This window comes from Streptomyces sp. NPDC002520, from assembly GCF_053595235.1.
Genome location: NZ_JBSFXG010000020.1, coordinates 119,061 through 133,455, shown reverse-complemented (window position 1 = coordinate 133,455; position 14,395 = coordinate 119,061). Strand labels below are relative to the sequence as shown.

Genomic DNA, 14,395 nt, shown 5'->3' with positions numbered 1-14,395 from the left:
CCTCAGTCCCATTCCAGGCCGCCGCGCCGCCATACGTACGCGTACGCGACGAAGACGGTGAGCACGAAGAGCAGCATCTCCACGAGCCCGAAGATCCCCAGGGCGTCGAAGGTGACGGCCCAGGGGTAGAGGAAGACGATCTCGATGTCGAAGACGATGAAGAGCATCGCCGTCAGGTAGTACTTGATGGGGAAGCGCCCGCCGCCGGCCGGCGTGGGGGTCGGCTCGATTCCGCACTCGTAGGCTTCGAGCTTGGCGCGGTTGTACCGCTTCGGACCGATCAGCGTGGCCATGACCACGGAGAAGATCGCAAAGCCTGCCCCGAGGGCTCCCAGTACGAGGATGGGCGCATACGCGTTCACCGCTCCTCGCTCCTCTCAGTCGGCACTGACTGCTGGCGGTTGGCCGGGCCGGCTTCCGCCCCGTCAGCCCCACGAACCCCGTTCGTCCCGACGAAGATCGCGAACATGTGAAGCAGGTCACAAGCCCAGTCGCCACGCATCTTATGCCCGCTGGTCTGTGATCTGCGACACGGGGTATTACACAAGCTTTGTGATCTCCACCACCTGACGAAGGATCATGAAGTCGGATGATGGGTGATCTTCATACGCGAAGCGTTCAGGCAGTCACCAGAAGTGACAATTTCATGCATCGTCGCAGGCCGGAGGGGGCATCTCCATATCAAGATGGTTCCGCTGCATGCAAATTGGTGCTGGACGCGGGCGGCTGCTAGAGGTCCGCGTTCACACATCAGGGGGAGGTTCGGGGCGGAGTGTGGACGCCGCTCCGGCACGTGCACGCGTTCACGAGCGCCGCGCACACAGGACGCACGCCTCCCGGTAACCGTTCCGTGACCTCCGCCACACCCGCGAGAGCCCCCCGGGAGCGGGGCTTGGCCATCCACCCCGACCGGTGGTACGTGCGGGGCAATTCGGACGTAATGATCAAAGACCGTGATCAAGGGCTTGATCGCGCTCGTCCGCTATGTCCGTTACGGCGTCAATAAAGAGCGACACGCCCGGGATTCGGGGACCCCATTGAGCAACTGTGGCGCAGCACACGTTTCTTGAAGATATGAAGGAGCCCCTGGTACCAGTTGGTCTCATGTCCCACACCGCTCACATACGCAGCCACCGGAAACCCCGCCGCAGCGCGTCCACCATCGCGATGCGGGCCGGAGTTGCCGGTGGCGTCCTCAGCACCCTGGCAGTCGCCGGGGCGTCCGGGTCGGCGAACGCCGCCGAGCCGGTGACGCAGACCCTCGAACTGCCCACCCTGACGGCCGACGTGGCCACTCAGGTCGCCCAGTCCGCGGACGCCACGCAGCTGGCCGCCGCGAACTACGAGCTGCAGGCCGAGCGTGACGCGGCCGCCGCGAATGCCGCGAAGCAGGCCAAGGCGGACCTCGCGGAGGCGAAGAAGAAGGCAGCGGCGAAGAAGAAGGCCGAGGAGGCCGCTCGCAAGGAGGCCGCCGCTCGCGCCTCGCGCGCCGCGGCGCGTACGACGCTCTCCGCCTCGGCCGGCAGCACCGGCGCCAGCATCTCGACGAGCACGTCCTCGGCCACCGGTTCGGCCGCCACGGTGCTCGCGTTCGCCAAGGCGCAGATCGGCAAGAGCTACGTCATGGGTGCCTCCGGCCCCAACGCGTGGGACTGCTCGAGCCTGGTGCAGGCCGCCTTCAAGCAGGTCGGCGTCAGCCTGCCGCGGGTCTCCCAGGACCAGTCGACCGCCGGTACCCCGGTGTCGCTGAGCAACCTCCAGCCGGGCGACATCCTGTACTGGGGCAGCGCGGGCAGCGGCGCGTACCACGTGGCGATCTACGCCGGCGACGGCATGTTCGTCGGCGCTCAGAACCCCTCCACCGGCATCGTGGAGAAGCCGCTGTCGTACGACCCGCCGACCGGCGCGGTGCGGGTGCTCTGAGCACACCGCCGCCACATCGGCACACGGAAGGGCCGCAGCCGCTCGGGGGCAGCGGCCCTTCCGGCTGTCCGGGGACGGCTATCCCAGGTCGAAGGTGTTGGGGAGCCCCAGCCGGTAGCGCAGTTCGTCGACGCGCTTGAGGGGTTCCATCTCCGGCGGGCGGAACAGTTCCAGGACCTGGCACCGTTCGGCGCCCGAATCGTCCGCGTCCAGGAGTGCGTTGACGGCTCGGCGCGCGGACTCGTTGGCGCCCTCCATCGTCGCGAGGTCCACGTCCGTGCGGACGTAGTCGCCGGCGAGGAAGAAGTTCGGCACCTGGGTGCGGGCGGACGGGCGGTTGTAGAGGGTGCCCGTGGGGTGGATGAGGAGCTGTTCGCGGTTCTGCGGGTCGGGGCCGCCCAGGCCCGTCACCGCCGGGTCCATGAACCAGCCGAGCCGGTCCTCGTCCCGCAGCGTCGTCTTGCCGGAGTCGTTGAGCCCGTCCTTCAGCTGGGCCCACAGCTCGGCGACGATCTCCTCCTTGGTGCACTCGCGGGCCGTCTTGCCGTACAGGATGCCGGGTTTGTCCCACTCGGAGATGATCGTGGAGAGACAGTCGTGCGCCTGCCCGTCGCCGAAGTCGCCCGCGAAGTCGTGCCCGTCCCAGAACTGGGCCTGACCGATGCCGGTCACCGCCCAGGGTGAGTCGAGGCAGTTGATGTGACCGTGCACGACGGGGGTGGGCGTGCGCAGGTAGAACATCACGCCCGTCATCCAGTCGGTCTTCAGCGCGTCGCACCGGCCGAGCTGGGGGTCGGCGGCGCGCAGGGCCCGGCCCCAGGTGGCGCGGGCGTGCTCGACAGGCAGCGCGGAGACGTAGTGGTCGGCGGTGACCGTGCGCTCGGGGCCGCCGTCGCGGGGCGCGACGCGGACGCCGGTGACCCGGCCGCCCTCGTACACCACCTCGCGCACCTGGGTGCCGAGCACGAACTCGACGCCCCGGGAGCGCAGGTGCGCCTCCCAGGGGTCGATCCAGGCCTCGCTGGTCGGGGCGTTCAGGACCCGGTCGATGTCGGCGTCGCCGTCCATGCCGCGTCCCAGCAGGCCCCACAGCAGCAGGGCCTCGATGATGACGCGGCCGACCGTGCGGGTGGAGGCGATCTCGGCGCGGGTGGCGACCAGGTTGCGGGTCTGGCCGATGCCGAGGAGCACCTGGTACTCCCGGCTCATGTCGCCGGCCCGGATGAAGTCCCACCACGCCGTCTTCTCCCACTGGTCCTCGCGGCGGGCGTCGCAGCTGGTGAGGTGGACCAGGAGGCGGTCTGCGAAGTAGGCGGCCTCGTGGGCGGGCAGCCGGGTACCGAGGTCGAGGACGGACAGGATCTGGTCGCGCAGCCAGGACGGCGTGATGTCGCCGGGCGCGGGCGGGGTGGTGACCCGGCGCAGCGGGAAGTGGAGGTCGGGGCGGCCGGCGGCGCGGGCGAACAGGGCCTCCGTCGTGCCGCGGAGGTTGTCGTGCACGCCGTTCGCGTTGCCGGGGAAGGGGATACGGCGCATGGTGTCCGGGAGGTTCCGGTAGAAACCGGGGAAGAACCGGAAGCCGTGCTCGCCGGGGAGCGGGGCGCGGCCGCCCGTGCCGGTTCCGGGGACGTCCATCGAGCGGGCCTTGCCGCCCAGGATGTCGTAGTACTCGTAGACGGTGACCGCGTAGCCGCGCTCGACGAGTTCGTGGGCGGCGCTCAGGCCGGAGACCCCACCACCGAGGACGGCGACGCGCCTGCCGGTGGCCGCGCTCGCGGTGCCGGCGGGCCATAAGGCGAGGGCGCCGACCGCTCCCCCGGCGCCGGCGAGGAAGCGTCTGCGGGTGTGGCCGGTGTTCTCCGGCGGCTGGTGCGCCTGTTCTGTTGTCATGAGTACCGGAGGGTAGGGAGGGGCTCCGAATGCCGGAACCCCGTTGTCCCGCCACCCACAGCATCCTCACAATCACAGGGAGCACAGACATGCCGAGCGTGTTCGTCCAGGGCAGGCCCGTCGACTCGTATCCGCAGCTCGCGCCCGAGGCCCGGCGCGGGTCGGTGCGGCGCATCACCGAGGTCGGCGAGGAGGTTCTGCACAAGCCCTGTCGCGACGTCACCGAGTTCGGGCCCGATCTCGCCGCGCTCATCGACGACATGTTCCTGACGATGTACATCGCCGAGGGGGCAGGGCTCGCGGCGAACCAGGTCGGCGTCGATCTGCGGCTGTTCGTGTACGACTGCCCCGATGACGACGGAGTCCGGCACGTCGGGCACATCGTCAACCCGGTGCTCGAAGCGCCGGTGAGCGGGCGCCGGCTGCTCGACGAGGGCGAGGGGTGCCTGTCGGTGCCCGGCGCCGTCATGGACGTACCGCGGCCGGACCGGGCCGTCGTGCGCGGGCAGGACAAGGACGGCGCACCGGTCGTCGTCGAGGGCACGGGGTACTTCGCCCGCTGCCTCGCCCACGAGACCGACCACACCGAGGGACACGTCTACCTGGACCGGCTCTCCCAGCGGGACAAGAAGGACGCGCTGCGGCAGATGGCGGCCCTGCGGGACGAGGTCCTCGCCCGCCGGGCCGCCAACACGGCCGCGCTCAAGGCCTGAGCGCCCGCGCGCCCGCGCGCCCGCGCCGGTGCGCGCCGGTCACGCCGGTCACGCCGGTCACGCCGGTCACGCCTTCGGCGCCACCTTGCTCAGTGCGTTGATGATGCGGTCGATCGCGTCGCCGCCCGTCGGGTCGGTGAGGTTGGCGAGGAGCTTCTGGACGAACTTCATCAGCATCGGGTGGGTGAGGCCGCGCTGCGTGGCGATCTTCATGATCTTCGGGTTGCCGATGAGCTTCACGAAGGCACGGCCGAGCGTGTAGTAGCCGCCGTAGGTGTCCTTGAGGACCCGCGGGTAGCGCTGGAGGGCGATCTCGCGCGAGGCGGGCGTGGCCCGGGCGTGGGCCTGGACGATGACGTCGGCGGCGATCTGGCCGGACTCCATGGCGTAGGCGATGCCTTCGCCGTTGAAGGGGTTCACCAGGCCGCCGGCGTCGCCGACGAGCAGCAGGCCCTTGGTGTAGTGCGGCTGGCGGTTGAAGGCCATGGGCAGGGCGGCGCCGCGGATCGGGCCGGTCATGTTCTCCGGGGTGTAGCCCCAGTCCTCCGGCATGGAGGCGCACCAGGCCTTGAGGACCTCGCGCCAGTCCAGCTCCTTGAAGGAGGACGTGGTGTTGAGGACACCGAGGCCCACGTTGGAGGTGCCGTCGCCCATGCCGAAGATCCAGCCGTAGCCGGGCAGCAGCCGGTCCTGCGAGCCGCGGCGGTCCCACAGCTCCAGCCAGGCCTCGAGGTAGTCGTCGTCGTGGCGGGGCGAGGTGAAGTACGTGCGCACCGCGACACCCATGGGGCGGTCCTCGCGGCGGTGCAGGCCCATCGCGAGGGACAGGCGGGTGGAGTTGCCGTCGGCGGCGACGACGAGCGGCGCGCGGAAGGTGACCTCCCGCTTGTCCTCGCCGAGCCTGGCCGTCACGCCGGTGATGCGGCCGGTGCGGTCGTCGACGATCGGTCCGGAGACGTTGCACAGCTCGAAGAGCCGCGCCCCGGCCTTCTGGGCCTGGCGGGCGAGCTGCTCGTCGAAGTCGTCGCGCTTGCGGACGAGGCCGTAGTTCGGGAAGGAGGCGAGTTCGGGCCAGTCGAGTTCGAGCCGACTGCCGCCGCCGATGATGCGCAGGCCCTTGTTGCGCAGCCAGCCGGCCTCCTCGGAGATGTCGATCCCCATGGCCACGAGCTGCTTGACCGCGCGCGGGGTGAGGCCGTCGCCGCAGACCTTCTCCCGGGGGAACTCGGTCTTCTCCAGCAGGAGGACGTCGAGTCCGGCCTTGGCGAGGTGGTACGCCGTGGTGGAGCCGGCCGGCCCCGCGCCCACGACGATCACATCGGCGGTGTTGTCGGAGAGGGGCTCGGTCACGGCGGGATCTCCCCAGGGTTCGAAATGTGAGTGCCGATGGGCACTGGACATGGGCAGTCTATTCAGCAGCATTGATCACCCGGCTGAAGGGTTGCCCCGTGAACCGAACTCACCCCGCAGTACGGCTTCGTGTGCCCACCGACGAGGACGCGTTCGTCTGGCACCGGGTCTTCGCCGACCCCGACGTCATGGAGTTCCACGGGGGCCGGGCCGCCGAACTCTCGGTCTACGAGGAGCTGACCGCGCGCCAGCGCCGGCACGACGCGGAGCGCGGGTTCTGTCTGTGGTCGGTGCTGGACGGGTCCGGGGACGTCGTCGGCTTCACCGGCGCCCAGCCGTGGCCGCACGCGTGGGGGCCGGCGGGCGAGATCGAGATCGGCTGGCGGCTGGGCCGGGCGCACTGGGGCCGGGGGTACGCCACGGCGGCCGCCGAGGAGACCCTGGAGCGGCTGCGGGCGGCGGGGGTGCCGAGCGTGGTGGCGATGGTGGACGCGCGCAACGAGCGCTCCGTCGCGGTCACCCGGCGCCTGGGCATGCGGCTCGCGGAGACGTTCACGACGCCGTCCTCGGAACGGCAGGGACGCTGCTACCGACTCGATCTATGACTCAGAGTAACTAACTGCTACAGAACGCCACATGACGCTTCCGAGTGGCTCGGGCGCGCGTTACCCTGCCAGTACCGCTGGGGGTGACATCTGTGCGTATAACACCCAAAACACCCGAAGTGCGCGTCCCTCGTCTGGTCGGTCTGATGGCCATGGACGCGCGCGAGACGGCCCGGACGCTGGGCCTGTTCCTGAACGCCCCGGACCGCCCGGACTTCCACCTCACGGTGGTGGACTACGTCGTACGGCAGTACCCGCAGCCCGGGGCCGAGGTGCCACCGGACTCGATGGTGTACGTGTGGTTCGACTTCGCTGAGGGCGAGGGCGGCGGAGGCGTGCGCGAGCCACGCATCCCGCGGCCGCCCACGGGCGGGATGCAGCGCGAGCTGAACCAGCCCGGCGACGACCCGTACGCCGTGGCGGGATTCAGCCCTTGAAGCCCCCGGGATTCAGTCCTTGAAGCCCCGGTGCAGCGCGACCACACCGCCGGTGACGTTGCGCCACGCCACCCGTGACCAGCCCGCCTTGCGCAGCCGCTCGGCGAGGGCGGGCTGGTCGGGCCAGGCGCGGATGGACTCGGCGAGGTAGACGTACGCGTCCGGGTTCGAGGAGACGGCGCGCGCGACCGGCGGAAGCGCGCGCATCAGGTACTCGGTGTAGACGGTCCGGAAGGGCGTCCACGTCGGGTGCGAGAACTCGCAGATCACCACGCGGCCGCCGGGGCGGGTCACCCGGTACATCTCACGCAGGGCCGCGTCGAAGTCCTGCACGTTGCGCAGCCCGAAGGAGATGGTCACGGCGTCGAAGGTGTCGTCCTTGAACGGCAGCCTCGTCGCGTCGCCGGCCGTGAACGGCAGCCAGGTGTGCTTCTTCTTGCCGACCTGGAGCATCCCGATCGAGAAGTCGCACGGGACGACGTACGCGCCCGCCTGGGCGAAGGGCAGCGAGGAGGTCGCCGTGCCGGCCGCGAGGTCGAGGACCTTCTGCGCGGGACGCGCGTCGACCGCCTTCGCCACCTCCTTGCGCCAGCGCCGGTCCTGGCCGAGCGACAGCACGTCGTTGGTCAGGTCGTACCGTTCCGCCACGTCGTCGAACATCGAGGCGACTTCGTGCGGCTGCTTGTTCAGGGAGGCGCGGGTCACCCGCCCATTGTTGCAGCAGGGGGTACGGCACCCGGGAAGCGCCCTCGGCTCCGCCCGCGCGGCGCACGCCCGAGCCCGCGCCGCGCACGCCGGGCCCCGAGCCCGCGCGGCGCAGGCCCGGCCCCGAGCCCGTCCGGCGCCCCGCGGTCAGCGGCCCCGGTACACCAGCCGCCCGCCGATCACGGTCGCCACGCACGTCCCAGCGCCGCGGCGAACCAGTTCGGCGCGGTCCGCGACGTCGAACACGGCGAAGCGGGCGGGCCCGCCCGGCACGAGCGGCGGCAGCAGGACCAGCGGGGTCGGGGACAGCGCCGCGGGTCCCGGGAGGCGGTCGGGCCGCTGCCCCACCGCGAGTCCGGCCCTGCGCACCGCGTCGGCCACGGCCCGCGACCGCAGCTCCCCGGCCACCGCCACCGTGCCGTGCGCCAGCATCCGCTGCACCCCGCGGCGCGCGCTCGCGCCGAGGCGTGCGGGATCACGGCGGAAGATCGCCCGCGCCCGCTCCCCGCCGATGGGCTCGGTGCCGAGGGCGTCGGCCTCGCGCGGGTCGGGGTGGTAGGTGGCCTCCAGCAGCTCCGGACCGTACGGGTTCAGCAGCCCCGGAGTGAGGATGCCGGGCCAGCGCCGCACCCTGGCCCGGGGTTCGGCGGCGGCCAGCTCCTCGTACGGGCCGACGGCGGCGACGACCGCCCCGTCGACCAGAACCGCCGTCTCGGGAGACCGCTCGGCGACGTGAAGTGTCAGCACGACGGCCCTAGTTGGAGGCGAGCAGCTTCAGCTCGGGGTGGGCCGTGCCGCCCTCGATGGCCGTGGAGGAGATGTGGGAGACGACGCGGTCGTCGACGGGGTCGTTCGCCGGGTCGTCGTGGACGACCAGGTGCTCGTACGTCGTCGCGCGCTGCGCCGGAACCCGGCCCGCCTTGCGGATCAGTTCGATGATCTCCAGGCGGTTGGAGCGGTGCTTGGCACCGGCCGAGGAGACCACGTTCTCCTCCAGCATGATCGAGCCGAGGTCGTCCGCGCCGTAGTGCAGGGACAGCTGGCCGACCTCCTTGCCGGTGGTCAGCCAGGAGCCCTGGATGTGCCGGACGTTGTCGAGGAACAGGCGGGCGATCGCGATCATCCGCAGGTACTCGAAGAGCGTGGCCTGGGTACGGCCCTTCAGGTGGTTGTTCTCGGGCTGGTAGGTGTACGGGATGAAGGCGCGGAAGCCGCCCGTACGGTCCTGGACGTCCCGGATCATGCGCAGGTGCTCGATGCGCTCGGCATTGGTCTCGCCCGTGCCCATCAGCATGGTGGAGGTGGACTCCACGCCCAGCTTGTGCGCGGCCTCCATGATCTCCAGCCAGCGCTCGCCGCTCTCCTTGAGCGGGGCGATGGCCTTGCGGGGCCGCTCGGGGAGCAACTCGGCACCGGCGCCGGCGAACGAGTCGAGCCCGGCCTCGTGGATCCGGGTGATGGCCTCCTCGACCGACACCCCGGAGATCCGGGCCATGTGCTCGACCTCGGAGGCGCCCAGCGAGTGGATCACCAGCTGCGGGAAGGCGTCCTTGATGGCCTTGAAGTGCTGCTCGTAGTACTCGACGCCGTAGTCCGGGTGGTGGCCGCCCTGGAACATGATCTGGGTACCGCCCAGCTCGACGGTCTCCGCGCAGCGGCGCAGGATGTCGTCGAGGTCGCGGGTCCAGCCCTTCGCCTTGTCCTTGGGGGCCGCGTAGAAGGCGCAGAACTTGCACGCCGTGACGCACACGTTCGTGTAGTTGATGTTGCGCTCGATGATGTACGTCGCGATGTGCTCGATGCCGGCGTACTTGCGGCGGCGTACGGCGTCGGCGGCGGTGCCCAGCGCGTGCAGCGGGGCGTCACGGTAGAGGACGAGGGCCTCTTCCGGGGTGATCCGCCCACCGGCTGCGGCACGGTCGAGAACGGACTGGAGGTCGGCCTTCTCGGTCACCGGGGCGGTCCCTTTCGTCGTCTTCGTCTTCGTCGTCCGTCCTCTTCACCAAGGGGTGAGGACGGACCGGACCAGCCTACGCCAGCCGTTTCGGCCACCCGACCTCAGGCCGCGTAGGCGCCGATCAGCAGCCCCACGAAGGCGCCGGCCATCAGGAACGGCCCGAACGGGATCGCCGTCTTGCGGCCCGCCCGCCGTACGACGACGAGCGCACCGCCGTAGAAGGCGCCGAGCAGGAACCCGGCGAACGTGCCGAGCAGCACCGTCGGCCAGCCGTACCAGCCGAGTGCGGCACCCATCCCGACGGCCAGCTTCACGTCGCCGAAGCCCATGCCGGCCGGGTTGATGAGCCACAGCACGAAGTACCCGGCGCCGAGCGCGAGCGCGCCGTACAGCGCGGTGGGCCAGTCACCGGCGTGCTCCGGCAGCAGGGCGGCCAGGCCCAGCAGAGCGAGGGCGACGCCCGCGAGAGGCAGCGTCAGCGGGTCGGGCAGCCGCCGCACCCGGAAGTCCACGACGGCCAGCAGCACACCGACCGGCGCGAGCAGCAGCCACACCGCCAACTCGGGCCGGGTGCCGGTGGCAGCGGCGAGGGCGGCGCATACGAGGGCGGTGACGAGGGCGAGGAGGGGGGCGGAGGGGGCGTACGGCGCCGTCTGAGCGCTCTCCACGCCCGGCGCGTCGCTTACCCCCCGCGCCCCCGCACCGGCGCTGCCCGCACCCCGTGCGCAATCTCCGCAGCCGCACCACCCGAGCCAGCCCCGAAGCACATGCCCCATCGGGCAGCGGGAGCGCCACGGCTCGCCCGCCGGTACCGTGAAGCGGTAGGCCGCCCGGGGCAGGGCGGCGCCCGCCGCCGCGCCCCACACAGCGGCCGTGAGGATCAGGGCGAGGTCGGTCATCCGGCTGTCGCGGCGTCGTCGCGCCAGGTGGGCAGCAGTTCGTCGAGGAAGGCTTCCGTGCGCGCCGGCAGGCCACGGGCGCCGCTGCGGGCGAGAAGGCCAGCCACACGGGCGCGCAGGCGGTCGGAGTCGCCGGTGGCGTGCGTGGCGCGCAGCAGCTCGTTCCACAGCCGCTCGTCCGTCGGCGCGGTCCTCAGGGCCGCGTCGAGCGCCTCGATCGCCTTCTCCGCGCGGTCCTTCTCCAGGTGGAACTCGGAGAGGGCAAGACCGATGTCAGCGACCAGCAGCGGAAGTTGCGCGTCGATGATCTCGTGGGTGAGCCAGCCGTAGCGGCCCTCGGGGCGGCCGTCGAGCAGCGGCCCGCGAACAAGGATCAGCGCGTCGGTGAGGAGGCGACCGCGTACCGCGCGGTTGTCGGCGCCCTTGCCCTGCGTGGCCTCGTGGTAGAGGGAGCGCAGCACGTCCAGGTCAGAGACGACGGACTTGGCGAGGGTGAGCCGGCCGGTCGCGTCGGCGCAAAGGCGGGCGCTGCCGTCGGGATCGGTACCCAGCCACGCGCGCAGCCGCTCGATGAGCGCGTCCCGGACGTCCTCGCCGGCCCCGCGCGGCCACAGCGCGGAGGCCAGCACGCGCGGATGGACACCCTCACGGTGCAGGAGCAGCAGGGCGAGCGCCTCGTGCAGCAGGGCGCTGCGGTCGCCGTCAGGGGTGTCGAGGCCCATGACCTCGTACGGCCCGACGAGCCGGGCGTACACCGCGGGACGGCCCTGTTCGCTGATGTCGACGAGGAACGGCAGGGTGGTGGCCGGCCCGTCCGGATCCCGCTCGGGGTCGGCCTCGGTGAACAGCCGCACGACCGCGCGCTGCTGCGCAACCGGCAGCAGCTGGGCGTCCAGCTCAAGGCCGAGAAGCGGGGCGAGCAGCTTGCCCTCGGTCGTGATCTGCATCTCCCAGGCGGCGCCGGGCAGTTCGGTGGTCTCGGTGCCGATCAGGTAGCCGATGCCGAGGCGGCTCGCGTCGACGGCGAGTTCGGCTAGCTTGACCGCGTCCTCGGCGGAGGGCTGGGCGGCGAGCAGGACGAGGTGCGGGGCCCAGCGGGTGTGCTGGGCGGGGCCGGTACGGCCGGTGAGCACGGAGTCGTGCCCGGCGGCGCCGAGTGCGCCGCGCCGCTGCCGGGTCTCGGCCTCCATGGTCTCGATGAGCGCCTCGATGCCGTCGAGGTGACGGACTCGGTTGGGCGCGAGCGCGGTCAGATCCTCGCCGAAGCCCACAAGGGTGATCGTCATTCGGTCGGACCACCCGTTGGTGGCGAGTTCGGCGGCGATCGAGGCGAACACGGCGGCCCGGTCGGCCTCGCGGCCGCTGAGCGAGACGATGCCGGGTACGGCCTCGAGGTTGAGCAGCAGCCGGGAGTCGTCCATGGTGCCGAGGCTGACCAGGCCGGGGTACGGGGCGGCGGTGTCGGCGTCCTCGTACCGCTCGGCGTCCGCGCGGGACAGCATCCAGAACGTCTGGTCCTGGCCGAGCCGCCAGGGCGCCGGCGGCTTCCCGGCGGGCTGGGCCAGCTGGAGGTGCAGGTCGCCGTGGCTGAGCCAGGCGGCGTAGACGACGGGCAGCGGGCGGGACTCGGCGGTGAGGGCGGCGGCGAGTCCGCGCAGGGACCGGTCGAGGAGTCGTACGGCGTCGGGGTCGGCGCCGATCATCAGCGCGTCCTGGACGTCCTGGGCGTCGCCGGTGGGCGTCGGCGGCTCCATGCCGCGGCGACCGCCGACGGCACCGAGCGCGGACTGCCACAGCGCGTGCCGGCGCCGGCGGCCGAGGGCGGCCAGCAGCCCCGCGGCGAGGAGAGGGGCGCCGAGGAGAGCCTCCGGGAGACCGAACGAGGAGTGGCCGGAGGAAGCCGTGGCGTGCTGCTGCTCCTGACCACCCGCCCCGGATCCGGACCCGCCGTCCTGGGCGGGCCGCTGCGATGGCAGGGCCGCGTGCCCGGTTCCTCCGCCCGCCTGCTGCACCTGTTCGTGGGCGTGGGCACCGCTCTTGTCGTAGTCGCTGATCTGCTTCTGCACGGCCGGGGAGACGTGCGCGTCGGGCATCTCGACGAGTTCGCCGCCGTGGGCGTCGCCGGGCATCTCCATGATCCAGCCGGGACGGATCAGGCTGGCCTCGGTGAGACGGGAGCCGTCGGCCTGGACACGGTCCTTGTTGAGTTCGTAGATCTCCTTGTACCGGCGGCCGTCGCCGAGGTGGCGCTGGGCTACCTCCCACAGTGAGTCGTGGTGACGGCCCTCGGGCGGCTGGATCCGGTAGAACTTGGTGTCCCCGTGCTTGCCGGTGCCGGACTCGGCCTGGGCCGCGGTGTGGTGGGCCGCTTCGGCGAGGGCGGCCGCGGTGGCCTGGGCCCGCTCCTGCTGCTGGACGAGGATGCCCGGGGTCTGCTGGGCGGCGGCGACCGTGGTCTTCTGGTTGCCCTCCAGAACGGCGTTGTGCCCGAGCTGCGAAAGACCAGGGGTGAGGCTTGCGGCGGTGGCGCCGATCAGCAACAGGGCGGCGACGAGCTGCCGGGCGAGCAGCTGGCTGGGACCGGCGCCGGGAACGCGGCCGGGCAGGCCGACACCGGAGAGCGCGGCCTTGGCCTCCACGAGCACACAGGCGGTGAACTGGGCCCAGGCGAGCCATACGACGACCGTGAGGACGTGCAGGAACGTCTGAACGGTGATCTCCTGCGTCAGCCACTCCTGCGAGGGCAGGCCGTGCGGCAGCGGCCAGCCCACCCCCACGGCCAGCGCTCCCGGCACCCCGACGACGAGCAGGAGCAGGGCGACGAACGCGAGGAACGCCTTGACGAAGTCCCCGAACGTACGCTTCCGCAGGCGTACCGGCTGAGGAGTCCGATTCCGCGGTCCCGACGGCCGTCCCGTCGAGCTTGAAGTGCTGCGTCGCGCCATGGCGGGTGTCCTGGGTCGTGGGTGTACGGGGGATGGGTCGGCGGTGGGCCTACGGAGATCCTAGGGAACCTCACGCGTCAGCCCACCTCGTTGCGCGCGACGGAGCGGCCGTGCACGACGACGGCACCGTCGTAGAACATGCCCGTGAACACCGGCTGGTAGGTCAGCTCGACCTCGACCTCGACCTGCTGGGCGTCGGCGGAGACGCAGTGGGTCGCGGCGATGTCGGCCGTGGACAGGTTCATCTCGCGGGCGAAGGCCTTCACCCTGGCGTCGCAGTTCTGGTAGTTGATCGGCGCCGCCCCGCCCTTGTTCTCGTACAGCGCTCCCTTGTCTATGTCCTGGGCGGCGTAACGGGCCGCCTGTTCCGCGATGTCGGCGGCGCGTTCGCGCTGGGAGATGGACAGGCCGCCGTCGATGACGAAAGCCGCGAGGGAGAGGAAGACCAGGGCGAAGATGATGACCGCGCCCGCGCCCGAACCCCGGTCGTCCAGCCGGCTCCGGCGGTCCGCCCACCACGTGCTTACGAGGTCGCTCACGCCGCCCTCCGGTACGGGTCCAGCGGGGAGGAGAAGCGGGCCGACAGATGCGTGGGCACGTCCAGGCCCAGCATGGCCAGACCGCGTACCTGGCAGCTCACCTCCACCGTGAAGAAGGGGTCGACGGACGGGGCGAACCCGGTGCTCTTCTGGACCACCGACACGGGACCCGAGCAGACGTCCCCGAGGTCCGCCTCCGCGGCCTTGCGGGCCTCGGACATGGCGACCGCGTGGTCCTTCTGGATCGAGCCCGCACGGGCGGCGTCCCGGGCGGCGCCGTCGATCGCACCCCGGCCGTTCACGAGTTGCCCGAACGCCACCAGTACGAGGATGAAGAGGATCATCACCGGCGCGAGGATGACGACCTCGACCGTGGACAGGCCCCTGTCGCCCTCGACCATGGACAGGCCCGTGTCGCCGGCCGAACGGGTC

At 71.5% G+C, this 14,395-nt stretch carries 14 protein-coding genes; 4 read left to right on the top strand and 10 right to left on the bottom strand.

Annotated features, from left to right (window positions below):
- Positions 1 to 2: 2 nt before the first annotated feature.
- Entirely contained in the window at positions 3 to 362 is a 360-nt protein-coding gene (locus ACWD5D_RS26250) for an NADH-quinone oxidoreductase subunit A (protein WP_003992243.1), read from the bottom strand.
- Positions 363 to 1,104: 742 nt separating this feature from the next.
- Here ACWD5D_RS26250 and ACWD5D_RS26245 point away from each other — a divergent pair.
- Positions 1,105 to 1,923, top strand: coding sequence for a C40 family peptidase (locus ACWD5D_RS26245; protein ID WP_451375192.1), 819 nt, complete (start codon positions 1,105 to 1,107; stop codon positions 1,921 to 1,923).
- A gap of 78 nt (positions 1,924 to 2,001) precedes the next feature.
- Here ACWD5D_RS26245 and ACWD5D_RS26240 read toward each other — a convergent pair whose 3' ends face one another.
- Positions 2,002 to 3,813: a hydroxysqualene dehydroxylase gene (locus tag ACWD5D_RS26240; RefSeq protein WP_451375191.1), complete on the bottom strand. Its 1,812-nt coding sequence runs from the start codon at positions 3,811 to 3,813 to the stop codon at positions 2,002 to 2,004.
- Positions 3,814 to 3,902: 89 nt separating this feature from the next.
- Between ACWD5D_RS26240 and def the strand changes: the two genes are divergently transcribed.
- On the top strand, positions 3,903 to 4,526 hold the full coding sequence (def, locus tag ACWD5D_RS26235) for a peptide deformylase (RefSeq protein ID WP_451375190.1): 624 nt from the start codon (positions 3,903 to 3,905) through the stop codon (positions 4,524 to 4,526).
- Between the two features lie 66 nt (positions 4,527 to 4,592).
- Here def and ACWD5D_RS26230 read toward each other — a convergent pair whose 3' ends face one another.
- A complete protein-coding gene (locus ACWD5D_RS26230) occupies positions 4,593 to 5,927 on the bottom strand; it encodes a geranylgeranyl reductase family protein (RefSeq protein WP_451375189.1) in 1,335 nt (444 codons plus the stop codon).
- 47 nt (positions 5,928 to 5,974) lie between these two features.
- Here ACWD5D_RS26230 and ACWD5D_RS26225 point away from each other — a divergent pair, with 47 nt between their 5' ends.
- Together ACWD5D_RS26225 and ACWD5D_RS26220 are read left to right on the top strand one after the other, a co-directional pair.
- Positions 5,975 to 6,481, top strand: coding sequence for a GNAT family N-acetyltransferase (locus ACWD5D_RS26225; protein ID WP_451375188.1), 507 nt, complete (start codon positions 5,975 to 5,977; stop codon positions 6,479 to 6,481).
- A gap of 119 nt (positions 6,482 to 6,600) precedes the next feature.
- Positions 6,601 to 6,918 carry a PASTA domain-containing protein gene (locus tag ACWD5D_RS26220; RefSeq protein ID WP_451375187.1) on the top strand — a complete coding sequence of 106 codons (318 nt, stop codon included), beginning with the start codon at positions 6,601 to 6,603 and terminating at the stop codon, positions 6,916 to 6,918.
- A gap of 12 nt (positions 6,919 to 6,930) precedes the next feature.
- Here ACWD5D_RS26220 and ACWD5D_RS26215 read toward each other — a convergent pair whose 3' ends face one another.
- From ACWD5D_RS26215 to ACWD5D_RS26185, 7 genes are all read right to left on the bottom strand, one after another.
- Entirely contained in the window at positions 6,931 to 7,623 is a 693-nt protein-coding gene (locus ACWD5D_RS26215; RefSeq protein WP_451375186.1) for a demethylmenaquinone methyltransferase, read from the bottom strand.
- Between the two features lie 147 nt (positions 7,624 to 7,770).
- Positions 7,771 to 8,370, bottom strand: a complete 600-nt coding sequence (locus ACWD5D_RS26210) for a hypothetical protein (RefSeq protein ID WP_451375185.1) — start codon at positions 8,368 to 8,370, stop codon at positions 7,771 to 7,773.
- A 7-nt stretch (positions 8,371 to 8,377) separates the two neighbouring features.
- On the bottom strand, positions 8,378 to 9,577 hold the full coding sequence (mqnC, locus tag ACWD5D_RS26205) for a cyclic dehypoxanthinyl futalosine synthase (RefSeq protein ID WP_451375184.1): 1,200 nt from the start codon (positions 9,575 to 9,577) through the stop codon (positions 8,378 to 8,380).
- A 104-nt stretch (positions 9,578 to 9,681) separates the two neighbouring features.
- A complete protein-coding gene (locus ACWD5D_RS26200) occupies positions 9,682 to 10,479 on the bottom strand; it encodes a prepilin peptidase (RefSeq protein ID WP_451375183.1) in 798 nt (265 codons plus the stop codon).
- Positions 10,476 to 13,424, bottom strand: a complete 2,949-nt coding sequence (locus ACWD5D_RS26195) for a BTAD domain-containing putative transcriptional regulator (protein ID WP_451375182.1) — start codon at positions 13,422 to 13,424, stop codon at positions 10,476 to 10,478. The genes ACWD5D_RS26200 and ACWD5D_RS26195 overlap by 4 nt, the downstream gene beginning before the upstream one ends.
- A gap of 77 nt (positions 13,425 to 13,501) precedes the next feature.
- Positions 13,502 to 13,963, bottom strand: a complete 462-nt coding sequence (locus ACWD5D_RS26190; RefSeq protein WP_451375181.1) for a TadE/TadG family type IV pilus assembly protein — start codon at positions 13,961 to 13,963, stop codon at positions 13,502 to 13,504.
- Positions 13,960 to 14,364: a TadE/TadG family type IV pilus assembly protein gene (locus ACWD5D_RS26185; RefSeq protein ID WP_451375180.1), complete on the bottom strand. Its 405-nt coding sequence runs from the start codon at positions 14,362 to 14,364 to the stop codon at positions 13,960 to 13,962. The genes ACWD5D_RS26190 and ACWD5D_RS26185 overlap by 4 nt, the downstream gene beginning before the upstream one ends.
- Positions 14,365 to 14,395: the final 31 nt, after the last annotated feature.

What these genes read in the sequence shown, in the direction of transcription:
- ACWD5D_RS26245 (WP_451375192.1), top strand. Translation starts at nt 1,105, where the DNA reads ATGTCCCACACCGCTCACATACGCAGCCACCGGAAACCCCGCCGCAGC.
- ACWD5D_RS26240 (WP_451375191.1), bottom strand. Translation starts at nt 3,813, where the DNA reads ATGACAACAGAACAGGCGCACCAGCCGCCGGAGAACACCGGCCACACC.
- def (WP_451375190.1), top strand. Translation starts at nt 3,903, where the DNA reads ATGCCGAGCGTGTTCGTCCAGGGCAGGCCCGTCGACTCGTATCCGCAG.
- ACWD5D_RS26230 (WP_451375189.1), bottom strand. Translation starts at nt 5,927, where the DNA reads ATGTCCAGTGCCCATCGGCACTCACATTTCGAACCCTGGGGAGATCCC.
- ACWD5D_RS26200 (WP_451375183.1), bottom strand. Translation starts at nt 10,479, where the DNA reads ATGACCGACCTCGCCCTGATCCTCACGGCCGCTGTGTGGGGCGCGGCG.
- ACWD5D_RS26195 (WP_451375182.1), bottom strand. Translation starts at nt 13,424, where the DNA reads ATGGCGCGACGCAGCACTTCAAGCTCGACGGGACGGCCGTCGGGACCG.
- ACWD5D_RS26185 (WP_451375180.1), bottom strand. Translation starts at nt 14,364, where the DNA reads ATGGTCGAGGGCGACAGGGGCCTGTCCACGGTCGAGGTCGTCATCCTC.